Below are 25,075 nucleotides of genomic sequence, written 5' to 3'. Positions count from 1 at the left end.
CTGGAAACTTCATCAACTCGAGGACCTCTAAGAGGGCGGGCGATCGCCCGGGCGGCTAGGAGCACGCGGCAGCTCGGGGTGCCCAAGAAACGCCGTATTGTTGAACAATTTTTCGTACGCACGTACCGTTGTGACTCAGTTCACGAGAACGAGCACATCCACGCTCCCCCACTCATCCACAGCACGGAGATCAACGTGTCGAACAAAGCCCATGAGGCGACAAGCACCACCGGTTTCGCAGCCACAACAGCCACGGACCGGCCCGAGAACATACAACGACCCGGCCGCGTGGCCAATAAACGCTTTGAGACGAACTGGACCATCTCCCTCTTCGGGACGGCCGTGGGCGCAGGAGTCCTGTTCCTGCCCATCAACGCCGGTCTGGGGGGTCTGTGGCCGCTGTTGATCGTGACCATCCTCATCGGTCCCATGACCTATTTGTCCCACCGGGCACTCTCGCGTTTCGTGTGCGCATCCCCGGTCCCGGGTGAAGACATCACCGTGGTGGCCCGCAAGGCATTCGGCGAGGGGGTGGGCCGGGTGATCACCGTGCTGTACTTCCTGGCCATCTTCCCCATTGTCCTGATCTACGGGGTGGGTATCACCAACACCGTGGACAGCCTCATGGTCAACCAGCTCGGACTGCCATCCGTGCCGCGGTGGCTGCTCTCCGGGTTGTTGATCGCACTGATGATGCTGGTGATGTTGGCCAGCCAGCGCATCATGTTGATCGTCACGCAATGGCTGGTCTACCCGCTGATTCTGATCCTGTTCGGCGTGAGTCTCTATCTCATCCCCGGCTGGAACCTCGAGGGTTTCGGCGGTGCGCCCTCGTTCGGTGAGTTGGCGATGTCCATCTGGATCATCATCCCGGTGCTGGTGTTCGCCTTCAACCACTCTCCCGCGATCTCGCAGTTCTCTGTGGCACTGAAGCGCGAGTACGGCGCCGGGGCGTCGGAGCGGGCGTCGGCGGTGCTGAAGCGCAGCACCTTGTTGCTCGTGATCTTCACCATGGGCTTCGTGTGGTCCTGCGTGCTGGCCCTCGGCCCCACCGGCCTACAGGCCGCCAAGGACCAGAACCTGCCGGTGCTGTCCTACCTGGCCAATGAGCACGGCAGCCCGTTCATCGCCTACCTGGGCCCGGCGGTGGCGCTGGCCGCCATTGCGTCATCCTTCTTCGGTCACTACCTGGGTGCGGCCGAGGGCGCCGCGGGCATCGTGCGCTCCATGGTGGACCGTGACGGCTCTCGCGTCAGCGACAAGAACCTGAACATCACCATCGCCGTGTTCATCTTCTTGACCACCTGGCTGGCCGCCATCCTGAACCCCAGTATTCTTTCGCTCATCGAGTCCATTGCGGGCCCGATCATCGCCATTATTCTCTACCTGATGCCCATGTATGCCATACGCAAGCTCCCGGCGTTGGAGCCCTACCGCGGCAAGCTTTCCAATGTATTCGTCACGGTTGCCGGTTTCGTGGCCGTGAGCGGCATCGTCTACGGGCTGGTGGCCTGATCCCGTCCTGTCGGTCAATGGCCGACCTCACGCAGTTGTGGGCCGGCATGGTCAGAGCTTCAAGCGGGTACGGGAATTGGGCGCATTAGTACAAGAACTCGACATTGACTCTTGCGCAATGGGCCGGTGGCTGATGGCATGAGGTATGGAACCCAATCAGCGGGCGGTAAGTCCAGATGCCGAGCGCGGCATTCCCGTAGTTCTCAGACCCTTTGTCCCGGCTCTCTTGTTGGTCATTTTGGGAATCGGAACCCTCATGTTGAGGGTCTCTGGAGCGATCAATGACTTATTTTTAGCGATCGTTTTTGCAATCTTGATTATTGCCGGTTTGCTCTTCTATGTTCTCATCAACCGAGGTGCCGGTGAGGAATAGCGTAGACGGTCTACAGTCTTCAAGGCGTCTCAGGCTACCCGTAGTGGTACCTGCATGTAGCAATCAATACTTCGTCGCTCGTTACTTTGTATACGAGACGATGTTCTTCCGTGATTCTGCGCGACCAATATCCCGCGAAGTCGTAGCGCAGAGGCTCGGGTTTCCCAATTCCTTCATTACCATTTCGAGTGATATCTCGGATGAGGAGGTTGATCCGTTTGAGGATCCTTCGGTCCTGACGCTGCCACCATAGGTACTCTTCCCAGGCCGACTCGGACCAGACAAGTCTCACGATCAGTTCTCATCCACAAGATCGTGTGATGTGCCGCGGCCAGCTTCAAGCTCCTCCATCGAATCAAGAAGTCGTCGAGCATTTTCTGGGGAACGCATCAAGTAGGCCGTCTCCTTGAGAGAGTTGTACTCATCCAACGAGACAATCACGACCGGCTCGTGGCCGGAGCGAGTCACAATGACCTCTTCCCGGTCATCGACAACCGAATCCAAGACCTCCGCATAGCGAGCCCGTGATTCCGAATAATTCATGGTCTTCATAGAACACCTCCGTACAAAAAATTGTACGCTCATTGTCAACTGTGCTGGCTCGTGGGGGAGCGCAGATCTCGGCGGACGCGTCTCGGGGAGGGGATGGAATCCACCTTTCGTACTCCTCTATCATCCTTTGCCGAGCACTCGCAGCGCACCCGGATAGCATCAGGTGGCATGACTATCGAAACCAATGAGAACGGCCGCCCCGAACCGCCCATTGCCGGTGACGAGTGGGAGACCCTCCGCGGATTCCTGGATTTCCACCGGGCCACGTTCGCGTGGAAGACCTCCGGGCTGAATCAGGCTCAGCTGGCCCAAACATTTGGCCCCAGCCCCATGACCCTGGCCGGCCTCATCAAGCACCTCACGCTGGTGGAGGATCAATGGTTCAGGGAGGTCCTCTGGGACGAAGAAGACATCGAGCCTTGGGCGTCTGTGGACTGGAAGACCTCACCGGACTGGGACTTTGACACCGCCACCCAGGATGACCCGACCGAGCTCGTGGAGAACTGGAAGAAGAGCGTCTCCCGGGCCCGAGACAATGCCGAATGCGCCTTCGCAGAACTTGGCCTGAATGCCCGCAGCAAAGCCACACGCCACGGCGAAACCCCCAACCTCCGCTGGATCATGACCCACATGATCGAGGAGTACGCCCGCCACAACGGGCACGTGGATCTGATCAGAGAATCCATCGACGGGCTGACGGGGGACTGAGAACTGCCCGCGGCCAGGACCGACGTCAGGAAGTCGAGCGCGGGGTGCTCAACTCCGGGTAGCGCCACCTCTGTGGAAGCGGTGAGCATTCAGTACGAGGACATCAGATGTGCTACGGATGATGCTACGCTCGAACCATGGCCACCATCACTCACCGCGAACTCCGCAACAACTCGGCGGATGTGCTGCGTCGGGTCGCCGCTGGAGAAGCGATGGAGGTGACGAACCACGGCGTCGTCGTCGCGTATCTGTCCCCTACCACCACGCCAGTCCTACCCTTCCCGGTTTCGCGCCCCGCTCGAAGAACTGGCGGTTGGTCAGCGCTGCCGAAAGTCGCGCTCAAAAGGTCCGTGAGTGAAATCATTGATGACGAGCGCGGGGATCGCTGATGACGACTGTCGCTACCGCATCGACGATGACCAAGGTGCTTTATCTCGACACCTCAGCGGCGGTGAAACTCATCAGCGACGAGCAGGAGTCGGACGGGCTGCGCAGCTATCTGGACGAAGGGCCAACCCTCGTCTCCAGCGATCTCCTGGAAACCGAGCTGCGCCGGATCGGAATACGACACGACATCGATCAGGTATTGATCACATCAGTTCTCGATGGTGTGACACTGACCCCATTGACCAGGGATCAGTTCCGCGAAGCGGGACTGTACCCGCAGATCGGTCTACGTAGTCCTGATGCGCTCCACCTCGCCGGTGCGCTACATATCGAGGCTTCAGCGATCTTGACCTACGACATCAGGCTTGCCGAGGCCGCCCGTGCACACGGGCTGGAGGTTGTCGCACCTGAGTGAGCCACGCTTCGCGTCATGCGCCCAGAATTCGAGGGAATTGCTCCAGCAACCATGGAAAAACCAGAACCGCAAAATCAGGTCGATGTAAACGCAACTAGGTTAGCTCCCCTACGGGGCCTGTCTGGCCCCTCTCCGCGTGACTAGTGTGGGTGCATGAGCAAAATTGCGGTGCTGGGCGCCAGTGGAAATTTCGGCTCAGCCGTCTCCTACAAACTGGAGCAGCAGGGAAGCGATGTGGTGCGGATCAGCCGTAGCCACGGTGTGGATGTGATGTCCCCGGAGGGATTGGAACGGGGCCTGGACGGCGTGGACATCGTTATTGATGCCTTGCACATTGATGCCCTGGGTGCTCAGAAGTCCATTGAGTTCTTCACCCGCGCGGCACGAAACGTTGTCCACGCAGCGCAGGCGTGTGGCGCTGGTCGGATTGTGTGTCTTTCCATTGCGGGGGCTGCCAATCCTGAGGTGAATCACCGATACGGCTACTACCAGGGCAAGGCCGCGCAGGAGAACTTCTACCAAGAGGCCGACATTGCCTCCACCACGGTGCGCTCATCGCAGTGGTTCGAGCTGATCCCCGTGCTCGTTCACAGAGTGACCAAGGGGCCGCTGTCGATCATGCCGAGCATCTTGATGGCTCCGGCCGCGATGAGCGACGTGGTGACATTCATGGCGGATGTCGTGACTGAACCTCGTCCCGCTCGCAACGGGATCGTGGCCGTCAGGGGACCCCAGGTCGATTCCGCCGCGAACTTCGCCCGACGGATCCTCGCCGCCAAGGGTTCGATCGACGGCCTGCAGCCCAAGGCCATTCGAGAGGCCCCGTACCTGGGTCGCGGCATTGCGAACGGCGGGTTGATTCCGGCGGATGCCCACGTCACCACCACGACGATCGATGAGTGGCTCGGCGCGTAAGCGCCGCCCAACAACGAAAGGATTCACCATGAAACGCCCCTTCACTCTGGCGGGCCTGACGCTTGCCGCGGCCTTGGCATTGACCGCGTGCGGCAACGCGGACACGGGAGGGGAAGACAGCCCCGCGACCGCATCTGCTAGTGCAGAGACGACCGCATCGCCGTCTGCATCCAACGCTCACCAGGGGATGGGCGACTCCGGGCACCAGCACAATCCGGATGGCGGTCCTGCGCCGGGGGGAATCGTGGACGCAAGCGATCCGACCTACCCGGTCGGTTCCACGGTGACTCTGACTGCCGATCACATGCCGGGTATGCAGGGGAGCGAGGCCACCATCACGGGCGCCTTCGACACAACCGCTTACTCGGTGACGTACACACCGACCTCCGGTGGTGACCCCGTGGTCGATCACAAGTGGGTCGTCCACGAGGAACTCCAGAACCCGGGCGAGCCGCCCCTGCCGGATGGCACCAAGGTCGTCCTGGCCGCGGATCACATGGCCGGCATGGAGGGGGCGGAGGCCACGATCGAGAGCTCCACCGAGGAGACCGTCTACATGGTGGACGTGGAGGCGAACGGAATGAAAATGACCAACCACAAGTGGGTTGTCGAGAGCGAGGTGCAACCCGCCGAGTAGCCCCAGCGCCGTCGTCCCCGCGGTCCTCACGCGGCGCCTGGCAACTATTGCCAACCGCGGGCACCGCGCGGGCGTCGCGAATACAGTGATCATGAGATCGCCATGGTCGGAACCGGCCGTTCACACGGATGGTCAGCGCCGCGGCCATGGCACGGCGTTGAACGCGACGAAGGGGCCGCACACATGACTACTCAACCCGAACTCGGCAGCAGGACCGGCCGCTACATCCAGCAGGACGGGCTCACGTTCCGCGATCTCGACGGCGACGGCGCGCTCTCACCCTTCGAGGACTGGCGCCTTCCCGCGGCCGAACGGGCGCGCGATCTCGTCTCCCGGATGAGCACCGAGGAGAAGGCCGGGCTGATGGTCATCGGCTCGCACTATCCGGGATACTCCGCGTTTCTTCCCAACCCCGTCGAGGGACAGATCCTCAACCAGGAGGACGTCTGGCGAGACGCCAACCCCATCACCGGAGTTCCCTTCGCGGAGCCCGTGCTGGTGACCTCGGCGACCGAGACAGCTATTCATGAGCGCGGCCAGCGCTACTTGGTGGTCCGTGACAACCTCACCCCCCGGGAGCTGGCGGAGTGGACCAACGCCGTTCAGGAACTGGCGGAAAACTCGCGCCTGGGCATCCCGGCCGTTTTCGCGTCCAACCCCCGCAACCACGTGGCGCTCGTGTCCCAGTTCGGCGTGAACGAGTCCACGGGCATCTTCTCCGAATGGCCCGGTGAGCTCGGCCTGGCAGCTCTGAACGATCCCCAACTCATGGAAAAGTTCGGTCGCGAAATCGCCAAGGAATGGCGCGCCGGCGGTATCCACAAACTCTACGGCTACATGGCGGACCTCGCGTCCGAGCCGCGCTGGTCCCGCTTCAACGGTACGTTCGGTGAGGACCCGGAGCTGGTCTCGGACTACATCGGCGCCGTGGTGCGCGGCATGCAGGGTGAGATTCTCAGTGACGAATCCGTGGCCACCACCATCAAGCACTTCCCGGGCGGCGGTGTGCGCCTGGATGGACATGACCCGCACTTCGCATGGGGCCAGACCAACGAGTACCCCACCGAGAACGCGCTCGAGCGCTACCACCTGCCCCCGTTCCAGTCCGCCCTGGACGCCGGCGCCGCCTCGATCATGCCCTACTACGCACGACCCATGAACAACTCCGCGCCTCAGCTGGCTCAGGAATTGTGGCAGGGCCCAGCCACCCAGTTCGAAGAGGTCGCGTTCGCCTACAACCGCACCTTCATCCAGCAGCTGCTACGCGAGAAAATGGGCCACGCAGGCTACGTGAATTCCGATTCCGGCGTGATCGACGCCATGATGTGGGGCGTGGAGGAGCTCAGCGAGGCCGAGCGGTTCGCCGCCGCCGTGCACGCCGGCACCGACATTTTCTCCGACATGGCCAACCCCGCCCAGCTGATCGCCGCCGTTGAGCAGGGCCACTTGGACGCCTCCGAGCTCGACCAACCCGCCGCTCGCCTGCTCACCGAGATGTTCTCGCTGGGCCTGTTCGAGAACCCGTACGTCAGCGCCGACCACGCGACTGAGACCATCGGAGCCCCCGAGGTCTCGGCCCTGGGCGAGCGCGCGCAGCGTCAGTCGGTCACGCTCCTGCGCAACGACGCCGACGCCGCCCTGTTGCCCCTCCAGCTCGCCACGCCAGTCAAGGTTTACCCCTTGGTCACGGGCCGCACCAAAATCGAACAGGTGCAGGGTCAACTGAAAGAGGCCATCGCGTCGGTCTGGCCGACAGCCGAGATCACCGATGCACCCGAGAATGCGGACTTCGCCCTCATCTGGGCTCGCCCCGAGATCGCCCTCTTCGAGGACGACCGCGAAGGCGTCTCACTGTCCCTGGATCCCCGCGACAACGGGGTGGACGTGGACCGCGTGCAGGAGATCGAGAAATCCGTCCCCACAGTGCTGGTGGTCAATGCGACCAACCCGTGGCTGCTGGCCGAGCTCGAGCCCGATGCCCGCGCCGTGGTGATCACCTTCGAGATCAAACCCGAGCATCTGCTGCGCTCGCTGTCCGGCGAGGACGGCGGTCCGGCCGGTCGGCTCCCCATGACCATGCCGGTGTCCGCTCAAGCGATCGCCGATTCTCCGCGCGACGTGCCCGGGAAGTTCCTGGGCGACGAGTACGCCTACCGTGACCGCGACGAGAACCTGTACACCTACGGATTCGGCCTCACGCTGTAACGGGGGAAGCCGCGTAATTACTACTTGACCAATACCTTCTCCGGTTCGTCGAGCGAGCGCTCGGCCTTCCGGTCGGCCAATTCACGGCGAACCACCCACACCATGCCGGCGAGCCACAGCGCGGCCAGCGCACCCAGGATCGTGTAATAGGTGCCCGGGCCGGGAACGAGGGCTTCCACGGCGTCGAGCCGCAAAATGGTGCGAACGTTGGTGAAGATAATCAGGCCGCCGGCGGCAATGGCAAGCACGCGCGGGGCGATCAGACGGACCAGCCATGCGGCGATCGGCGCGGCGAACACGCCGCCGATCAGCAACGCGATCACGAAACCGAAGTTGATGCCCTGGCTGCCCAGCGCCAACAGAAAGCCCGCGGAGGCGCCCAGGCTCACCACAAACTCGGACGTGTCGATGGAGCCGATGACCTTGCGCGGTGCGATCTTGCCCGAGGCCAGCAGGGTGGGTGTGCCCACCGGGCCCCAACCGCCGCCGCCGATCGCGTCCATGAACCCCGCGACCGCGGCCAACGGGATCAGCAGGAAGCCGGGAATCTTGCCCTTGAAGTCCGGGCGTCGATCCGGAATGGTCAGGAAGCGCCACACCACAAAGATCCCCAGTGCCAGCAGCACCACGGACATCACCGGGGCCGCGGCCTCGCCCGAGAGGGTCAGCACGTGCGCCCCGAAGAACGCCGCAATCCCACCGGGTAGGGCCATAAATGCGACCACGCGCCAGTCGATGTTTCCGAATTTCCAGTGGGACACCCCCGAGGCGAGCGTGGTGCCCACCTCCGCCAGGTGCACCGTGGCCGAGACCGAGGCGGGGGCCAGACCCACGGCCAGAAGCAGCGTGGACGAGGTCACGCCGTAGGCCATGCCCAGGGACCCGTCCACGAGCTGCGCCCCGAACCCAACAAGGGCGAGCAAGATGAGTGTCCGCACGGGAGCTCCTGACGATAAGAAGATGAGTTGGCTCCATCTAAAAACTCCACGTCAGCTCACTCAATATTTATTGAGAAGTGCGTCCTTGCATGTAGAACCGTGACAATCACTTGACTTGGGCGGCCCCGAGGTGCGTGGCTCCGGCCACGTGTAGCCGCGCCGGCCGCGACGACGCTGTTCACGGATTTCCGCGCTCATCCCACCCCGGGCGCGCAAACGCCTGCCGCCCCACTGAAAGTCAGCGGGGCGGCAGGCGTTGTGCGGTGCCGTGGCCTAGGCCAGACGACCCGTGGTTGGGAAACGGTCCCAGGCACGGTGCTGGCTGAGCAGCTCCATGATGGTCTTGAAGACCTCCACGGGGCCGCTGCCCGTTTCAACGCCGGCACTGTTATCGAGCTTGAGCGTGGTCAGCACATCGGCGCCGGAGCCCCATGCGCCCAGTGCCTTGGCCTGACGCCACACTTCCTGCAGCAGCAGGGCAACGCGGGGGTCGAGACCCTCGGGCCCGGCTGCGGCGGCCTTGGCGTCCAAACCGTGGTGGGCGTCGTCGCCGGGGGCAGCATCGGAGGCGACCAGAACGGCGTCGAACTCGATGGAACGCGCAGTCAGGTAGGTGCGATGGGCAACCACGCCACCCCCGACCTCACCGCCGGTGGGCGCGATGACCAGCGGCACCATGTCCGCTTCGTCCACGGCGATGAGAAGGCTCTTGAGCGCGGCCACGTCAACGTCCGGGCCCACGACAATGCCGACCTGACGGCCCTCGGTGGGCCATGTCTTGCCCACCTGTGTGAACGCGGCGGAGGGCTCCACGTCCTTCGCCGGAGCTTCGGTGGGCTCCTGCTCGGGCAGACCCAGGCCCTGCGCCACCGCACGACCCAGATCCGGGTCGATGGCTGCCAGGTTCCGGACTTGCCGAATGCGAATGTTCTCGTCCCAGCACTTACCGAGCTCGAACGTGTACGCCTGCGCCGTGTGCTCACGCTCGACTTCGGACAGCGACAGCCAGAACAGGCGAGGGTGGCTGAAGTGGTCCTCGAAGGACTGCGGGCGCTTACGTTCCTTGACGGACGCGGCCACCGGCTGCGGGAAGTCAATGAACGGGCGGGCGTCCGCGGGAGTTTCGAACGGGTTACCGCCGTCCAGCGAGTTGGGACGGTAAGGGGCCACGCCGCCGTGCACCGCGGTCTGGTGCATACCGTCGCGCAACATGTCGTTGACCGGGGCGTGCGAACGGTTGATGGGCAGCTGGTTCCAGTTGGGTCCGCCCAGGCGGGTGATCTGGGTGTCCAGGTAGGAGAACAAGCGGCCCTGCAGCAGCGGGTCGTTGGTGACGTCGATGCCGGGGACCAGGTTGTTCGGGTTGAACGCGATCTGCTCGGTCTCCGCGAAGTAGTTCGTGGGGTTCTTGTCCAAGGTCATGAGGCCGATCGGCTCCACCGGGGCGAGTTCCTCGGGCACGATCTTGGTGGGATCTAGCAGGTCGATGCCCTGGAAGGTCTGGTCCTCATTGTCCTCGAACACCTGCACGCCCAACTCCCACTGCGGGAACGCGCCGGCCTCAATGGCGTCAGCCAGATCGCGGCGGTGGAAATCAGGGTCCGCGCCGTTGACGAGCTGGGCTTCCTCCCAGGTCACGGAGTGCACGCCCAAGCGCGGCTTCCAGTGGAACTTCACCAGCACGGTTTCCCCGCCCTCGGCAATGAGGCGGAAGGTGTGCACGCCGAAGCCCTCCATCATGCGGAAGGAACGCGGGATACCGCGGTCGGACATGTTCCACAGCGTGTGGTGCTGGGCCTCGGTGTGCAGGGACACGAAATCCCAGAACGTGTCGTGGGCGGACTGGGCCTGCGGGATCTCGCGATCCGGTTGCGGCTTGCCGGCGTGGATGACATCCGGGAACTTGATGGCGTCCTGGATGAAGAACACGGGCATGTTGTTACCCACCAGGTCCCAGTTGCCCTCGTCCGTGTAGAACTTGGTCGCGAAACCGCGGGTGTCACGGGCCAGATCGCCCGAGCCCCGGGAGCCGAGAACCGTGGAGAAGCGCACGAAAACCGGAGTTTCCTTGTCCTTGGCGAACAGACCGGCCCGGCTGATCTTGGATGCTGTGCCGTAGCCGCGGAACACGCCGTGGGCGCCGGCGCCGCGAGCGTGCACTACGCGCTCGGGGATGCGCTCGTGGTCGAAGTGGGAGATCTTCTCACGGAAGTGGTGATCCTGCAGCAGGATCGGGCCGCGGGCTCCGGCCTTCAAGGACTGGTCCGAGTTGGTCAAGCGAGCGCCGTGAGCGGTGGTGAGGTACTCGCCCTGCTGGGCATTCGCGGTCTTCGGCGCACCGGTCTTGGCACCGGTGGGCGTGACGGTCTCCGGACCGGACTGATCAGCCTTGGGGGGAAGCGGCGGGCGGGGAGACGTGGGTTCTTCAACGGATGCCGGTTCAACGCCGGGGACACCGGGAACCTGCGGAATGTTGTTCTCGTTGGTGGACAAAACAGACCTCCTAGGACTGAAAAGAATCAGTACCTCGTGTCTACCAGGTTCCGGCTCCGATTTGGCAGGCTACTTATGAAATTCTTGGATTATTCCCAGGGCTGAAGCCGACGCGCACGGTGCTCGTCAACGCCGTGAGGCTCGGTGTCCGGGGCGTTGAGCTGAACCCGAAGTCCGGTGGCGGCGTCATGTCCGCCAACGTGCCCAGGGGTGCGCCGTCCCAGGTCGCGGTGGACTCGCTCAACCCGTGAAGGTCACTCGCCGAGTACCACTCGAGCCGGTCATTGCCCGCGGTTCCCAACGTGCGCACGCCGGGCATGATACGACGCGCGACGACGTCGCTGGCTCGAGTGAACGTCAACGTCCGGCCGATCGGGGCGGGCACGGCCCGCAGGGCGTATCCCAAGGGACCCCGTGCGCCCACGGTGAAGTTCCAGGTGAGGGGGCCAGCAGCCACGCGCCACGATGAGTTCTTCGCAGTGCCGGTGCGCTGGACGTGCACGGGGGCGATCCGAACATCGTCGAACTCGTAGGTGCTGGCCACGAAGTCCGCGACCCATTCGTCCGGGGCGAGCAGCTCGCGCCGACCGTCCGGGTGGGCGACCATGACGTCCGAGAACGGGCCGTGGGGTGTGCGTGTCCAGCAGCCGAGTACCAGGCGGGTGCCGCCGGAGGTGCCGGCCCCGGCAATGTGGCCGTGAAAACGGTGACGGGTGGGGCGGATGTGGGTCATGGGGCCAGCGTAGGGGCAGCGGCTGGTCAGTCGAGTGACTCGACGAGTTCGGTGATCAGCTCGATGACGTCCCGGGGGCGTTCGAGCATGGGCCAGTGGCCGGAATCCATGATGCGGATGTCCCACGTGGCCGCATCCGGAGTTCGCAGGACGGCCGGGATGTTGGTCGCGGCAGAGGCCACGAAAAGCGCTTTTTGCCGGGTGACGGGACGGTCCAGGTGAGCGGGGTCGAGCACGGTGTGTCCGGGGTGCGGGGTGAACCTTTCCAGGAGGAACTCTCTGTCCAGGGGAGTGAGCCCCGGTTCGAGCTCCAACGCTTGGCGGGGTGGCGGTGCCCAGTGAAACGGGCAGCCGTTGCCGTTCTCGATGTCGGATCGTTCACGGGCGCGCTCGGCCGGGTCCGAGCCCCAGTCGTCGATCAGGCTGCGCCCGTTGATCGGGAGGAAACTGTCGAAATGAAGGGATGAGATCACGCGCTCTGGCAGGCGATCCGCGACGTGGCCGGCAACTATTCCGGAATAGGAATGGCCCACCAGAACCACGGGCCGGTCCGGCCACTCGAGAATCACATTGGAGACCTGGGTGACATGCCTTTCGAGCCGAACGGAGCTGACGTGATGAGCCGCGGCCCCGGGTTCCAGGCCCTCCAGGGTGAGGGCCGCTGCCTCCAACCCTCGGCTGCGGAGCTGGCCCACCGTGGGCTCCCAGATCCACTCACCCATCCAGGCGCCGGGGATCAGAAGAATACGCGGTGCGGTGTTGTTGTGAGTGCTCATGTTTGGAGGTTAGATCCGCGCATCGGGTGACCGGGCGGTAGCCCGCTGGCTGGTCCCATATCCTGGGTCATTCGTCTCAACCCTCTGTCAACGTTGCGCCAATGGCCGGCCGACCCGATCGCGATACGCGCTGGGTGAGGTGTCGTACTGACTCACGAAACTCTGGCGGAGCGCTTCCACGGATCCGAAGCCGCAGCGGCGCGCGATTTCGGACAGGGGTAGGGCGCTGGCGTCGAGAAGTCTCGCGGCGGCGTCGTTGCGGATCCGACGCACGAAACGTGCCGGGGAATCGCCCAGGTGCGCATCGAAAAGCCGGGCGAGGTGCCGTGGGCTCACTCCCACGTGGTCGGCCACGGCCGTGATGGTGAGATCGTCGTCCAGATGGGCGGTCATAAAGGCGACCGCTGCGTGGACCACCTCGCTGCCCTCGCCGGACGTGGCTGTGAACATGCTCATTTGGGCCTGATTACCCGGCCGCTGCAAGTAGGTGACCAGGTCACGGGAGACCTGACTCGCGAGCCCCACGCCGTGGTCCTCCTCGATGAAGGCCAGCGTCAGATCCAGCGCGCTGGTGACCCCGGCCGCGGTGGCCACCGAACCGTCGCGGATGAAGATGGGATCGGGATCCACCGTGACCCGCGGGAACTTGCGGACCAGGTCGGCGGCGAATCGCCAGTGGGTGGTCGCGCGCTTGCCGTCCAAGAGGCCGGCCGCCGCCAGGATGGTGGCGCCCGTGCACACCGAGGCGACCCGGCGGCTAGCATCCGCCAGCCTCCGTACGTGCCGCAATAGCGGTTCACTGTCAGCGGCGCGCAAATGCCCCACGCCACCGGCCACGATCAGGGTGTCGAGCGGGCCCAGCACATGCTCGACGGCGCCGTGTGCCTGCACGGTCAGGCCGGCATCGCACCTGATGGGTGCACCGCGAAGGCTGACGACCTGTACCTGATAGGGATCGCTCAACCGGCCGATGAGGTTGGCCAGGTACAAGGGTGTGGTGATGCAAGCAAGGTCCAGAAGTTCGGTGTGATCGTAGGCGATTACTGCGGTCTTTCGATCGGCCATCAGATTCCCCTGTCCGAAGCGGTAGGACGAGTATCCCATGATTCCGGACGGGATATAAGAGCCACCCGCCGGGTGCCGCGCGCACGCCCCTAACCTCCAAGCATGAACATGCATACCGTTACCGCACCGCGTTCCGAGACGCCGATGGCGCCCTGGCCCGTTCAGCTGGCACGCACCGTTGTCAGGCGATGGCCCTTACTGCTCGGTGTGGCTTTCGCGGTCTTCAACCTGGTGACCGACGACAACTCCAACGCTCTCGGCGGGCTGATGGTGCTGCTGGTTGCCACCACGGCCTATGTGGTCATCGCGTCCCTCGACCAGCCCGGCTGGTCCTGGCCCGTCCTGGGGGTTCTCGTGGTCGTCATCGTTGCCATTCGATGGCTGTCCGAGAATGTGGTGCTCGAACTGGCGGTGTTCGCCGCCGTGATCATCGGCTCCATCACGGTCGGACTGATCCGAGGCCTGTGGAAACAGCACGGGATTTATCGCTGGCAGCCGTTTGCCGCCGTCGGATTCGTTGGCGTGTGCCTCCCCGCCCTGTGGCTCGATCCCGTTGGGGGTCGCGTCCTGATCGCCGTGGGACTGATCGGTCACACCGTGTGGGATGTCGTGCACTGGCGGCGCCACGCGGTCGTCTCGCGGTCCCTCGCCGAATGGTGCGCCGCCCTGGACCTGACCCTCGGGGTCGGAATGCTCCTGATGCTCGTGTGAGCGGGCATCCATAGTTGCGAGGAGAACGTCATGATGTCACCCGTCACCACCGACCTCACGCTCATGGATCACCGGGAGCGGCTGGTCACTGCGGAACATATCCGCCGCGTCCGGATCGCCCGGGCCGGGCACTTCAACCATAAGGAATCGTCATGGGACAGATCGTTGTCAGCAGCCTCGTCAGTTTGGATGGGTACACCGAAGGGCCCGGCGGAGACGTAATGGTCCTGCCGATGGATACGGCGTTCGGAAAGCAGAATGCCGAACGGATGGCGGCGGCGAGTTCGCTGCTGTTCGGAGCCACCACCTTCCGCGGCATGGTCAGTTATTGGCCCCATCAGTTCCATAATCCCGACGCCAGCGGAGACGACCAGTTCATTGCTCAACGCTACGCGGAGGGCATTCCGATCACGGTCGTGTCCGACACGCTGACTCCTGAAGAGACCGAACCGTACCGTGACCAGACGAGCATCGTTCCCCGTTCGGGTCTAGCTCAACGAGTGGCTGATCTGCGGCAGCAAGAGGGTGAGGCGCTTGTCTTTGGCAGTCGCACGCTATGGACGGAACTGATGGCTCAGGGGCTCGTGGATGTCCTGCATTTGATGGTCGGTCCCAAGATCGTGGCGGGAGACCACCGCATTTTGGAGGGCGTCCCCGAAACCAGTGCACACTTGCTGGACGCTCGACGCTTGCCAGACTCGGAAATTGTCTTGCTCACTTATGAATTTGGGTCCAGAGACTGAGTGTTGCCGCGATGAATCCGCACACTCATGGACCGACAAGCCCAACAATTGCAATGGAAAACACTTATTGGACCAGCTGGACAACGGTGCGGTTCGTGACAGATCGAAGGAGACCCGTTATGACTCGTGTTCGTATGAGCTTGTTCACTTCGCTGGATGGCTACGCCTCAACCACCGGTAGTTCGCCCGAGAATCCGATGGGTGTGGACTGGGAGCGTCTCACGGAGGCTTATTCCAAAACTCGCACGTTCCGCAGGCTAGTTTTCGACGATACCAGCGGCGCGGGTGCCGGTGGCCTTGATGACTATTACGCAGCCGAAAACGTCAAGGGCATCGGTTCCGAGATCATGGGTGCCGCCATGTTCGGTCTGCACTCATTTCCTGACGACCCGGACTGGAAGGGTTGGTGGGGAGACGAGCCACCCTTCGGCACACCGGTGTATGTACTCACCCATTCCGTGCCTCGAGCTCCTATCACCATGGCGGGAGGCACAACTTTCCACTTCCGGAATGCCTCCGCCCGGGACGTCCTCGCCGAAGCGACCGAGGCCGCACACGGGCTGGATGTACGCATTGGCGGTGGAATCCGCACCGCCCGGGAATTTCTGCGTGCCGGCCTGGTGGACCAGTTGCATCTCATGGTCGCGCCGATCGTTCTCGGTAGAGGGACTCGGCTGTATGACGGGCTGCAAGGACTGGAACTCACCCACAACGCGACGTCACAAGTGGCCGAGAGTGGGACGATCCATGTCACCTTCACTCGTAAGGACGCTCAACAGCAACGGTGAAAGGACAGCGCGATGAGCAAGCTGGTGTTGATTGAATTTCTGACCGTCGACGGGGTCATGCAGGGTCTTGGCTCCCCCCAGGAGGACACGGAAGGTGGTTTCACCCGCGGGGGATGGGGTGCCCCGTTTGCCGAGAGCATCCATCAGGTGGTGGCGCCTACGGGTTTGGCGAACACGTCCGGCTATCTCTTCGGTCGCAAAACCTACGAGAAAATGGCGGCTTTCTGGCCGTTCCAGCCCGACAGCAATCCCATGGCCGCGCACCTGAACGCGGCGCCCAAGTACGTGGCCTCTCGGACCCTGCATGAAGTTGCCTGGGCCGGCACAGCCATTCTGTCCTCCGATCTTGGCGCTGCCGCGCGGGAACTCAAGCGAACGGGAAACGGAGACATTGCCGTCTTGGGAAGCGGGGATCTCTGTCGTCAGTTGCTGGCCGACAGCTTGGTGGACGAACTTCGTCTCTTCATCCATCCCCTCCTGCTGGGAGCCGGCAAGCGCCTGTTCGGCGAGCTGCCCATGCCTAAAAATCTTGAACTGAAGTCCGTGGCCCAGACCAGTCTGGGAACCGTTGCAGTGATTTACGGGGTTCAGTGAGTTGACTGGACACTGAGCGACGAGGGCGTTCACGGTGCTGCCCCGGTCGCTCGGGAAGACCACCCATTGTCGAATTAGACCGACAGGTCTAAAATTTGACCAAGCGGTCAACTCCGCTCAGAAGGGCCGACCTCGCGCATCCGTTAGGGATGATTTGTGATGAATTCTCTGTCCGCTTCACCGCAATACCTCATTGGCCCCCACCTGTATCCAGCCTTCATCAGACTCACGCGGTGGATGCTTCCCATGGTGCTGGTGGTCGCAGCTGCGGTGAACGCCGCGGTGTATCTGGGAACCGAACCTAGGCCCGTCATCGGGGCAATGATCGTCACGGTACTGACCAGGGCAGTCGTGGCAGCGATACTCACCGTGGCGATCCTCGTAGCACTGTTCGCGGTTCTCGAGCGAGTGCTGCCGCCGGAGCAAGTGGCCCAATTGGTACCTGCGGGGCCGTTTAGCGGGCGGGTCGTTCCCAGCCAGGACATGAGAGCACGCTCCTCTCCCGGCCACCTCACCGAGACTGTCGGGTCGCTGGTGTTCCTTGGATTTCTCGGGCTGATCCCGATCATTCCCACCTCATTCGTCTATGCGGGTCACCTCAACGGCGGCGGCAGCTTCCTCAATCAGGAACTCTGGAACCTCTGGCTGCCGGTCTATTACGGCTTCCTTGTGGTCTTCGCCGGTGTTGAGGTGTGGAGAGCACATGCCCCACGGTTGACCGCGATCAAGCGCCTCGCGGGTCTCGGAATCACCCTTGCCTTCGCCGCATTTCTCAGCGCCGCGATTCTCACTCAGGACATCATGGATCCTGCCATCCTTGACGACGCCGCCTGGTCCCGAGCTTCCTGGCTCGACCCCGCCCTGGTGGCCTTGCTGTGGATGCTTGCGCTGTTGAGTGTGAGAAGACGGAGAATAGCCCCCGCTCCGGTATGAACCGTGGCGGGGGCCATCTCATGGAGCTCGGTGCGTCTGGGGAGACTAGTGCTGTCGGTTACTTCCTGGACTGGCTCTGCTCGTACTGAGCCAGGGCGAGCCCGACCGTCATGAAGGTGGGCGTCCAATGGCCGATGAAAATACCCCATCGATCCGACTGGGCCTTGGAGTCATCTGGCTTCACACGGGAAATCCCCCATGAGATGAAGGACAGGCCGATGGTTCCCAAACCCGCGGCGTATGCGTGTTCCGAGCGAATCCCGATGTCGTGCAGCGTTTTCATGATCATGAGGGTGCCTCGATCTGCTTGGCGTTGCGGTAGTCCCCGGACGGGGATCCACCCGGTTGTCGGAGTGGGTGACTCCGACATTGGTATGCATGCTGATATTAAAGAAATCTCAGCACTTTGAATCGTAGATTGGCACCGCGTTCTTGCCAAGGGGCCAGATAAGAGTGCACCTGCATTGGGAGTTTTTGTACCTCCCGGTGTCGCCCCGTGTTCCGACCTTCAGATGATTGACAGCACCCTTACGGGGGAGGATCCTCAGTGGGGATACACGGTTTACAGATGTCAAAGCGCTAGCTGGAGGAGCACCCATGAGCGAGGTAGGACGCAACGAGGACCCGGATTCGGTCAACCAGGTGGATGCCCAAGAACAGAGGGACAAGGCCGCAGCCCAGGCTGACTCGGACGAGCAACGGGAATTCTACCAAGGCCAGACGGGGGAAGAGGATCTCTCCCAGGGATACGGACACTGAGAGGTAGCCATCATGCAGTCACAGAACAACGGCAAGCCGGGCGAAGAGTCGATCAAGATGAGCCCCGATGAAGAACGCGAAGAACTGAGCAGCCGGACCGAGGCGGACGCCGAACCCGCAGACGAGGGTGTTGGGGCCATGACCGACAACAAGGACGTGGATCCCGCCACGGAGAACTGAATCTGGTCGGCGCCACCGGACACGTGGCGCTCGCGGAACTTATGCGCTGGGACGCGACCCCGTCACGTCGTACGTAATTTCCACGAACTGGCCGACCGTACGCGCGCCCTTGAGGGTCAGACGGTCGGGATACACGGTGCGCGGAAGTAGCGGCTTTCCGCTGTCGAGGAACGCGGGCGCAAGCGTCATGATGATGCGATCGAGAGCGCCGGCGTCCAAGAACTGGCCCACCAAGTCTCCACCGCCCATGACCCATACGGTGCCGTGACCTGCGGCTTCCGTGATTGTGGGAAGTGCCTGGGGGACCGTGCTGTTCAGGAACCGGACATCCACGCCGGGCGGCACGGGAAGGTCGCGGCTCGTGAACACGTAGGTGGGCCGCTCTCCGAAGAATTCCGTCCATTTCTCGGGGAAATCGAGCATGTTCTCGGTGTGGAGCAACCATTCATAGGTTGAGGAACCCATGACGAACACGGAGACGGTCCGGGTGAAAGGCTCCATGTCCGGAGCCTCGCTCTTGACCTGGAACAACCATTCGAGTGAGTCATGGGGATCGGCCAGGAATCCGTTGGCCGTGGTGGCTGTGTTGAAAATGAACATGGGATCAAACCTCCGAAAGGAGCAGCGTCGTGAGTCTCTAGTGTGCGCCCAGGCGGTGACGGCACATGGCGGGGCCTCCCACGAGGTGATGATTGATGGTCAGTACTCGGCTCGCGCCGGGTTCGCCGCCCAGGCCTCGAACGGCGCCTTGCGGTTCTCCACCGCGATGTGGCGGACGGGAACCAACGTGTCGCGTTCCTCAGGGGTGGCCGTGAAGAACTCGTAGAACACGGCGTCGTCGAAACCGCCGTCCGCGGCGTCGTGCCGATCGGCCGCGAAGAAGACCGCGTCCAGGCGCGCCCACAAGGAGGACGAGAGACACATGGGGCACGGTTCGCAACTGGTGTAGAGCACCCCGCCGGTCAGGTCGTGCGTGCCCAGCGCCTTGCACGCGGCCCGGATGGCGCAGACCTCGGCGTGGGCGGTGGGGTCGTGGTCCGCGGTCACGCGGTTGACGGCCGTGAACTGCTGGCCGTCCGCGGTGACGACCACCGCTCCGAAAGGCCCGCCGTCAACGGAGGCGTTCCGTGCGGCCGCCGCAATGGCGGTCTGCAGGTGTTTCCGAATGGTCGCCTCATCCGGGGCTGATGCGTTGGGTGTCGGGGCCATGATGCTCTCTTTCAATCGATGTGGCGTTCGGTGGGTAAAAAAATCACTGGCGATCGTTCTTGTAGACCCGGTGGATCTGGCCGGTGTCCGTAAGCTCTCCGGTCTCCACGCGACGTCGGGCCTCGTCGACCAGGTGGTCGTCGACCGCCGCGATTTCCTGGCCATCAGCCCCGATCATGCGCCCATTGACCAGGGTGTCCCCTTCTTGGAGTCCCTGGAGCACGGACTTGGGCAAGACACGCGGCGGGTACGCGGCGAAGGTGGACGAGTTGGGGCGTGAACCGGCGGTGAGTTCATTGAACAGGATGTTGAGCACCACGGCAGTGAGCGCGGCGGCGCTGATACCGGATCCCAGAACCACCTGGACCCAGGATGGGAACTGGTCGTAGAAGGTCGGCGAGACCACCGGGATCAGGCCCATGGCCAGCGAGACGGCCACGACTATCAGGTTGAGACCCGACCGGTAATCCACGCCGGCCAGGGTGCGGATTCCCGACGCCGCCACGGTCCCGAACAGTACGATGCCCGCACCTCCCAGCACGGGAGAGGGCACGGCCGCCACCACGCGCCCGAGCACGGGCAGCAGCCCCAGCACCACCATGATCACCCCGGCCCCGGCCACGACGAAGCGGCTGCGGATGCCCGTAATCGCCACCAGGCCCACGTTCTGGGCGAAGGCCGTTTGCGTGAAGGTGTTGAACAACGGGGCCACCGTGGAGGACAGCATGTCCGCGCGCAGACCGTTGGCAATGCGCTTGGAGTCCACGCCGGTTTCGGCGATTTCCCCCACGGCCACGATGTCCGCGGTGGTTTCGGTCATCGTCACAATGATCACGATGAGCATGCCCAGGATGGCCGATGCAACGAACAGCGGCGTGCCGAATTCGAAGGGGGCCGGCAATCCGATCACGGGTCCGTCACCCACACCGGAGAAGTTTGCGCGGCCCAGCAGCGCCGCCACGATCGTGCCGATCACGATGGCCAGCAGGATCGACAAGCGTGAGATCGCAGCCGAACCCACTTTGGAGAGCACCAGGACCACCAGGAGGGTGAACGCTGCCAGACCGATGTTGGCCACGGAGCCGTGGGACGGATCACCCTCGGGCCCGAGGGACCATCCCGCGGCCACGGGCATCAGCGTCACACCAATGGTCGTGATGACCACTCCGGAGACCACCGGTGGGAAGAACCGAATGATCTTGGCGAAGAACGGCGCCAGGATGAAACCGAGCGCGGAAGCCACCAGCACCGCCCCGAAAATGACGCGGAGGCCTTCTTCGCCGGGTGTGCCCTGCAGGATGGTCAGCATGGTGGCCACGCCCGCGAAGGACACCCCCTGCACCAGTGGCAATTGGGCGCCCAGGAAGGGAACGCCGATGCTCTGCAGGATGGTGGCCAGGCCGCCGATGAAGAGCGCCGCGGCCACCAGGATGCCTGTGCCAGTGGCGTCCAGGCCCGCGGCGGTTCCGATGATCAGTGGCACCGCAATCACGCCGCCGTACATGGTCAAGACGTGTTGCAGGCCGTAGGCCAGGGATCGCCCGACGCCCAGGTACTCGTCCTCGGGGCGCTGCGGGGTGGCGGTAACGGCTGACGAGTGTCGATGTTTCACAGTGCTCTCCGGATCACGGGGTTCGGCTTGTCAGTGCTGAGGTAACCCGCAAAGCGCACGAGACCCGGAATACACGGGTCCATGCACTCGCCTTGCGGCTCGCGTTGTACTGGATTCGTGCCCGGTAGATAGTCCCGAAAGGACCCGCCGTGGCGGTTGTGCTGTTGAGCGTAACCTTGCAAGACTGTGACGGGCAACACTTTTTATTTCCGGAATGTTAATTATGAGTTCCGTAATGTGAAAAACCATCCGGCCGATCTTCTTCGAACTGGCCCGTGCGACGTTGTCTCCGCGGCACCCGCGGCACCTGGATCGGCAGACAGGAATACTGAGCCGGCTCGGTGAGATGCCGAGCTCATCACGGGTGACGGAGGTTGCCCGGAAAGGTTCGCCATGACGATCGAACGTTCCGTCCAAGACGCGAGTCCGCGCTCGGACAACAGTTTGCTCTGGATCAAGGACCCCGACGGAATCCACACGTCCTCCCGCGAGAATGCTGATGCCAGCCGCGGCCTGGTGGTCGATACCAGCATCGGGATCATGACGGAGATCGTGGGGGCGGGGGCGGAACCAGCCCGATATGACAGGATTTTCGACGCCGCCGCCCACGTGGTCCTGCCCGGCCTGATCAACACGCATCACCACTTCTACCAAACGCTCACGCGTGCCTGGGAGCCGGTGGCGGATGCCGAACTGTTCCCCTGGTTACAGGGTCTGTATCCCGTGTGGGCGCGGCTCACCCCGGACGCTCTGGAGTCCGCGGTCACCGTGGCGGTGGCCGAACTATTGTTGTCCGGGTGCACCACGGCGGCCGATCACCACTACGTGTTCCCCGCGGGCCTGGAAGAGTCCGTGGACATTGAGGTGGACGTGGTCCAGCGCCTGGGCGCTCGCGCCATGCTCACCCGAGGATCCATGTCACTGGGCCGGGACGACGGCGGCTTGCCGCCCCAGTCCACGGTGCAGGACCACGACACCATCCTGGCCGATTCCCAACGCGTGGTGGAGGCATATCACCAGCGCGGAGCGGACGCCAGAATCCGGGTCGCCCTGGCGCCGTGTTCGCCGTTCTCCGTCACCCGCGAGCTCATGCGAGACACCGCAGCCCTGGCCGCTGACTTGGACGTGCGGCTGCACACGCACCTGGCCGAGACCATTGATGAAGAGGACTTCTGTCGTGAACGTTTCGGCCTGCGCACCGTGGACTACTTGGAGTCCGTGGGCTGGCTCAGCTCACACACGTGGCTGGGGCACGCAATCCACCTGGATGACTCCGAAATCAAGCGGTTGGGCGCCGCAGGAGTGGGGGTGGCCCACTGCGCGACGTCGAACATGCGGTTGGGATCGGGGACGTGTCGGGCCCTGGAACTCGAGGCGGCCGGCTCTCCCGTGGGGCTCGGTGTGGACGGGTCCGCGTCCAACGACGGATCCAACATGATCGAGGAAGTACGCGCCGCCCTGAACATTCAACGGTTGGCCGCCGGGCCGTCCCAAGTACCGGTCTCACGGGCTCTGAACTGGGCCACGCGGGGTTCCGCGGGAGCTTTGGGTTGGGAGGGCATCGGTGTGCTGGAGCCCGGGGCTCGGGCGGATCTGGCGATGTTCACCCGCGACGAGTTGCGCTTCGCCGGATCCCACGATCCCGTGGCCTCGCTGGTGCTGTGCGGGGCACATCGTGCGGACCGGGTCATGGTGGGCGGCCGCTGGGTCGTGGAGGACGGCGCCCTGCCGGGCGTGGACCTCGAACGCGTCATCGCGCGGCAGGGCGAGCAGGCCAAACTGTTGATGCGGGACTAATCCGCCTTGTCCGTCCGCGCTGCATGGCGCGTCGGCCTTGAGCCGGTCACTCAGGCGCTCGCCTCCCGGTCCAACAGGCTCTGTTTGATGTCGAGCCCCCACGCAAAGCCACCCAGGGAACCGTCCGTGCGGAGCACACGGTGGCAGGGTACGAACAGGGCTACGGGATTGCGCGCGCAAATGGACGCCGCCGCGCGCACGGCAGACGGGCTCCCCAGGGCACGCGCGAACTGTGAGTAGTTCAATGGCTGACCTGGTTTGATCTGGCGCAGCGCCTTCCACCCCGCGAGCTGGCCGTCGGTACCGTGCAATTGGACCTCCACAGTGTCGACGGCGCGCACATGCCCCGCGTAGTAGGCCTCCACCGCGGACGCCGCGTCCCCTGGCCCTTCCTCGATCTTGTCCGGGCGGTGGGCGGGGCGGATCCGCGAGGCGGTGTCTGTAACGGACGAGGTCCACCCGGAGGCAATGACTTTCCCCGCCTCACTGATGATCACGGTGAACGGTCCGTCCGGGGTGTTCACGGTTTGGAATGTGGCGGTCATGAGGGGTCTCCTTCGGGCGGCTGTGCGGGCACGGTGGGCGCCCTCCACAGGTGGGTGGTCAGGTAACTGCGCCACGGCGCGGCTTGGGCCGACCAGGCGAGTAGTTCGGACTTGCCCGCGGGCAAACCGGCCCGGCGAGCTCCGGCGCGCAGAGCGCCGTCGTCGATCAGGAACACGTCCGGATCGCCAGTGACACGCATGCGCACGTACTCCGCGGTCCAGGGGCCCACGCCTGTCAGCGCGAGCAAGGCCTCCCGTTGTTCGTGGGAGTCGTCACCGAACCCGAGGCGCAGCCGGCCTGCCGCGAGGGCTTCGGCCGCGGTAACGACGGCGTTCCGGCGAGTTTTCGGTCCCAACAAGACGGCGCCGCCGCGCTCAGCAATGGACTCCATAGTGGGAAACATGTGGGTGAGTCCGAGCGCGAACGCGGGAGCGGGACCCCCCAGTTCGGTGGTGATCCGGGTGAGGACCGTGCGTGCCGCAGCCACGGAGATCTTTTGGCCGATCATGGTGCGGATCAAGAGTTCATGCGGATCCACGCAGCCGGCCACACGAATCCCAGGCGCCGCCGCGACGAGCGGACTGATGGTCGAGAGGGTGGTGAGGGCTGTGTCCACGGCGACCGGATCGGCGTCGAGATCGAACAGCCGACGAACGCGCGCCATGAGAACGGGGAGGTCCTGCATCTCGGCGACCCGAGCTTGCAGGCGCAGGTCGCTGCGCGAATTGGGCGAGGTGTACACCCTGAACCATGCGGGCCCACCGGACAAGTGGACGGCCCGCGCGTAGGACCAGGCATCCGCGTGTTCGAGGCCGGGAATGGCGCGTGCGGCGAACCAGTCGAATAGCCCAGGCAGGTCGATGGGCTCCCGATAGCTCAAGCCGATGTCCACGATGGGGGTGTCGGTCTGTGCAGTGCGGCGACCGTGCGCTCGGACCTGCTGCGGAGAGAGGTCGTACACTTCACGAATCGTGTCGTTGAACTGGCGGATACTGCTGAACCCTGCCGAGAACGCGATGTCCGAGATGGGCATGGCCGTTTGCGTGAGGAGTACCCGGGCCGTTTGGGCGCGGTGGGCCCGGGCGAGTGCGAGCGGCCCGGCCCCCGTTTCGTCGCGGAGGATGCGGGTGAGGTGGCGGGTCGAATAACCGAGGCGCTGTGCGAGGCCCGAAACGCCGTGCAGATCGATCACACCGTCATTTATTAGTCGCATCGCTCGACCGGCCACGTCTCCCCGAAGATTCCACTCCGGTGAGCCGGGGACGGCTTCGGGTAAGCATCGTTTGCAGGCCCGGAACCCCGCGGCATGGGCGGCGGCGCTCGCGCGGAAGAACTGCACGTTTTCGGGTTTGGGGGTGCGCGCTGGGCAACTGGGGCGGCAGTAGATCCCGGTTGTTGTCACGCCCAGGACGAACTGACCGTCAAAGCGGTGATCGCGCGATTGAACGGCGCGGTACCGCTGGTCAAAGCTCATGTCCTGAAAGTTCATGT

General features: G+C 63.8%; 29 protein-coding genes. 16 read left to right on the top strand and 13 right to left on the bottom strand.

What is annotated here, in order from left to right:
• Positions 1–195 precede the first annotated feature (195 nt).
• Entirely contained in the window at positions 196–1,515 is a 1,320-nt protein-coding gene (locus tag AC3ENJ_RS10770) for an SLC5/6 family protein (protein ID WP_223842130.1), read from the top strand.
• Between the two features lie 145 nt (positions 1,516–1,660).
• Positions 1,661–1,888 (top strand): hypothetical protein, encoded by a 228-nt coding sequence (locus AC3ENJ_RS10765; protein ID WP_431814037.1) that lies wholly within the window; start codon positions 1,661–1,663, stop codon positions 1,886–1,888.
• Positions 1,889–1,922: 34 nt separating this feature from the next.
• Here the strand turns inward: AC3ENJ_RS10765 and AC3ENJ_RS10760 are convergent, their stop codons facing one another.
• Positions 1,923–2,180 carry a Txe/YoeB family addiction module toxin gene (locus AC3ENJ_RS10760; protein WP_190782147.1) on the bottom strand — a complete coding sequence of 86 codons (258 nt, stop codon included), beginning with the start codon at positions 2,178–2,180 and terminating at the stop codon, positions 1,923–1,925.
• Positions 2,181–2,182: 2 nt separating this feature from the next.
• Entirely contained in the window at positions 2,183–2,440 is a 258-nt protein-coding gene (locus AC3ENJ_RS10755; RefSeq protein ID WP_190782148.1) for a type II toxin-antitoxin system Phd/YefM family antitoxin, read from the bottom strand.
• Positions 2,441–2,608: 168 nt separating this feature from the next.
• On the opposite strand from AC3ENJ_RS10755, the gene AC3ENJ_RS10750 reads away from it, so the two are divergent.
• From AC3ENJ_RS10750 to AC3ENJ_RS10725, 6 genes are all read left to right on the top strand, one after another.
• A complete protein-coding gene (locus AC3ENJ_RS10750) occupies positions 2,609–3,148 on the top strand; it encodes a DinB family protein (RefSeq protein WP_431814036.1) in 540 nt (179 codons plus the stop codon).
• A 137-nt stretch (positions 3,149–3,285) separates the two neighbouring features.
• A complete protein-coding gene (locus AC3ENJ_RS10745) occupies positions 3,286–3,537 on the top strand; it encodes a type II toxin-antitoxin system Phd/YefM family antitoxin (RefSeq protein ID WP_190782150.1) in 252 nt (83 codons plus the stop codon).
• Entirely contained in the window at positions 3,537–3,950 is a 414-nt protein-coding gene (locus AC3ENJ_RS10740) for a type II toxin-antitoxin system VapC family toxin (protein ID WP_431814035.1), read from the top strand. Before AC3ENJ_RS10745 ends, AC3ENJ_RS10740 begins: the two co-directional genes overlap by 1 nt.
• A 153-nt stretch (positions 3,951–4,103) precedes the next feature.
• Positions 4,104–4,865: an SDR family oxidoreductase gene (locus AC3ENJ_RS10735; RefSeq protein ID WP_431814034.1), complete on the top strand. Its 762-nt coding sequence runs from the start codon at positions 4,104–4,106 to the stop codon at positions 4,863–4,865.
• A gap of 28 nt (positions 4,866–4,893) precedes the next feature.
• Positions 4,894–5,502 (top strand): YdhK family protein, encoded by a 609-nt coding sequence (locus AC3ENJ_RS10730; protein WP_431814033.1) that lies wholly within the window; start codon positions 4,894–4,896, stop codon positions 5,500–5,502.
• A gap of 183 nt (positions 5,503–5,685) precedes the next feature.
• Positions 5,686–7,707, top strand: coding sequence for a glycoside hydrolase family 3 protein (locus AC3ENJ_RS10725; protein WP_431814032.1), 2,022 nt, complete (start codon positions 5,686–5,688; stop codon positions 7,705–7,707).
• Positions 7,708–7,727: 20 nt separating this feature from the next.
• On the opposite strand, the gene AC3ENJ_RS10720 is transcribed toward AC3ENJ_RS10725, so the two are convergent.
• The 5 genes from AC3ENJ_RS10720 to AC3ENJ_RS10700 all read right to left on the bottom strand — a co-directional run bounded on the left by AC3ENJ_RS10720 (position 7,728) and on the right by AC3ENJ_RS10700 (position 13,712).
• Positions 7,728–8,645 carry a sulfite exporter TauE/SafE family protein gene (locus AC3ENJ_RS10720; RefSeq protein WP_190782155.1) on the bottom strand — a complete coding sequence of 306 codons (918 nt, stop codon included), beginning with the start codon at positions 8,643–8,645 and terminating at the stop codon, positions 7,728–7,730.
• Between the two features lie 273 nt (positions 8,646–8,918).
• Positions 8,919–11,138 (bottom strand): catalase, encoded by a 2,220-nt coding sequence (locus AC3ENJ_RS10715; RefSeq protein WP_431814031.1) that lies wholly within the window; start codon positions 11,136–11,138, stop codon positions 8,919–8,921.
• 73 nt (positions 11,139–11,211) lie between these two features.
• Positions 11,212–11,871: a hypothetical protein gene (locus tag AC3ENJ_RS10710; RefSeq protein ID WP_431814030.1), complete on the bottom strand. Its 660-nt coding sequence runs from the start codon at positions 11,869–11,871 to the stop codon at positions 11,212–11,214.
• Between the two features lie 26 nt (positions 11,872–11,897).
• Positions 11,898–12,647 carry an alpha/beta fold hydrolase gene (locus AC3ENJ_RS10705; RefSeq protein ID WP_431814029.1) on the bottom strand — a complete coding sequence of 250 codons (750 nt, stop codon included), beginning with the start codon at positions 12,645–12,647 and terminating at the stop codon, positions 11,898–11,900.
• Positions 12,648–12,734: 87 nt separating this feature from the next.
• Positions 12,735–13,712, bottom strand: a complete 978-nt coding sequence (locus AC3ENJ_RS10700; protein ID WP_190782159.1) for a GlxA family transcriptional regulator — start codon at positions 13,710–13,712, stop codon at positions 12,735–12,737.
• Between the two features lie 102 nt (positions 13,713–13,814).
• Here AC3ENJ_RS10700 and AC3ENJ_RS10695 point away from each other — a divergent pair, with 102 nt between their 5' ends.
• From AC3ENJ_RS10695 to AC3ENJ_RS10675, 5 genes are all read left to right on the top strand, one after another.
• Positions 13,815–14,423 (top strand): hypothetical protein, encoded by a 609-nt coding sequence (locus tag AC3ENJ_RS10695; RefSeq protein ID WP_190807873.1) that lies wholly within the window; start codon positions 13,815–13,817, stop codon positions 14,421–14,423.
• 152 nt (positions 14,424–14,575) lie between these two features.
• Complete coding sequence (locus tag AC3ENJ_RS10690) at positions 14,576–15,166, top strand: dihydrofolate reductase family protein (protein WP_431814028.1); 591 nt, start codon at positions 14,576–14,578, stop codon at positions 15,164–15,166.
• A gap of 119 nt (positions 15,167–15,285) precedes the next feature.
• Complete coding sequence (locus AC3ENJ_RS10685; protein WP_431814027.1) at positions 15,286–15,954, top strand: dihydrofolate reductase family protein; 669 nt, start codon at positions 15,286–15,288, stop codon at positions 15,952–15,954.
• A 12-nt stretch (positions 15,955–15,966) separates the two neighbouring features.
• Entirely contained in the window at positions 15,967–16,548 is a 582-nt protein-coding gene (locus tag AC3ENJ_RS10680) for a dihydrofolate reductase family protein (protein ID WP_190782161.1), read from the top strand.
• A 159-nt stretch (positions 16,549–16,707) separates the two neighbouring features.
• Entirely contained in the window at positions 16,708–17,481 is a 774-nt protein-coding gene (locus AC3ENJ_RS10675) for a hypothetical protein (protein ID WP_431814026.1), read from the top strand.
• Positions 17,482–17,539: 58 nt separating this feature from the next.
• Here the strand turns inward: AC3ENJ_RS10675 and AC3ENJ_RS10670 are convergent, their stop codons facing one another.
• The gene (locus tag AC3ENJ_RS10670) at positions 17,540–17,770 is read right to left on the bottom strand and encodes a hypothetical protein (protein WP_190782163.1); all 231 of its coding nucleotides are present in this window, start codon (positions 17,768–17,770) and stop codon (positions 17,540–17,542) included.
• Positions 17,771–18,078: 308 nt separating this feature from the next.
• Here AC3ENJ_RS10670 and AC3ENJ_RS10665 point away from each other — a divergent pair, with 308 nt between their 5' ends.
• Together AC3ENJ_RS10665 and AC3ENJ_RS10660 are read left to right on the top strand one after the other, a co-directional pair.
• Complete coding sequence (locus tag AC3ENJ_RS10665) at positions 18,079–18,240, top strand: hypothetical protein (RefSeq protein WP_431814025.1); 162 nt, start codon at positions 18,079–18,081, stop codon at positions 18,238–18,240.
• Between the two features lie 12 nt (positions 18,241–18,252).
• Positions 18,253–18,420: a hypothetical protein gene (locus AC3ENJ_RS10660; protein WP_431814024.1), complete on the top strand. Its 168-nt coding sequence runs from the start codon at positions 18,253–18,255 to the stop codon at positions 18,418–18,420.
• Positions 18,421–18,459: 39 nt separating this feature from the next.
• Here the strand turns inward: AC3ENJ_RS10660 and AC3ENJ_RS10655 are convergent, their stop codons facing one another.
• The 3 genes from AC3ENJ_RS10655 to AC3ENJ_RS10645 all read right to left on the bottom strand — a co-directional run bounded on the left by AC3ENJ_RS10655 (position 18,460) and on the right by AC3ENJ_RS10645 (position 21,241).
• Entirely contained in the window at positions 18,460–19,020 is a 561-nt protein-coding gene (locus tag AC3ENJ_RS10655; RefSeq protein WP_431814023.1) for a dihydrofolate reductase family protein, read from the bottom strand.
• Positions 19,021–19,119: 99 nt separating this feature from the next.
• Positions 19,120–19,629 carry a nucleoside deaminase gene (locus AC3ENJ_RS10650; protein WP_431814022.1) on the bottom strand — a complete coding sequence of 170 codons (510 nt, stop codon included), beginning with the start codon at positions 19,627–19,629 and terminating at the stop codon, positions 19,120–19,122.
• A 43-nt stretch (positions 19,630–19,672) separates the two neighbouring features.
• Positions 19,673–21,241, bottom strand: a complete 1,569-nt coding sequence (locus AC3ENJ_RS10645; RefSeq protein ID WP_190782168.1) for a nucleobase:cation symporter-2 family protein — start codon at positions 21,239–21,241, stop codon at positions 19,673–19,675.
• A 393-nt stretch (positions 21,242–21,634) separates the two neighbouring features.
• On the opposite strand from AC3ENJ_RS10645, the gene AC3ENJ_RS10640 reads away from it, so the two are divergent.
• A complete protein-coding gene (locus AC3ENJ_RS10640; protein ID WP_431814021.1) occupies positions 21,635–23,038 on the top strand; it encodes an 8-oxoguanine deaminase in 1,404 nt (467 codons plus the stop codon).
• A gap of 50 nt (positions 23,039–23,088) precedes the next feature.
• On the opposite strand, the gene AC3ENJ_RS10635 is transcribed toward AC3ENJ_RS10640, so the two are convergent.
• On the bottom strand, positions 23,089–23,583 hold the full coding sequence (locus AC3ENJ_RS10635; protein WP_431814020.1) for a methylated-DNA--[protein]-cysteine S-methyltransferase: 495 nt from the start codon (positions 23,581–23,583) through the stop codon (positions 23,089–23,091).
• Positions 23,580–25,073: an AlkA N-terminal domain-containing protein gene (locus tag AC3ENJ_RS10630; protein WP_431814019.1), complete on the bottom strand. Its 1,494-nt coding sequence runs from the start codon at positions 25,071–25,073 to the stop codon at positions 23,580–23,582. The genes AC3ENJ_RS10635 and AC3ENJ_RS10630 overlap by 4 nt, the downstream gene beginning before the upstream one ends.
• Positions 25,074–25,075: the final 2 nt, after the last annotated feature.

The sequence above is a fragment of the Kocuria sp. cx-455 genome (assembly GCF_057707085.1).
The sequence above is the reverse complement of the archived record's forward strand: the minus strand, read 5'-3'. Positions and strand labels throughout refer to the sequence as shown.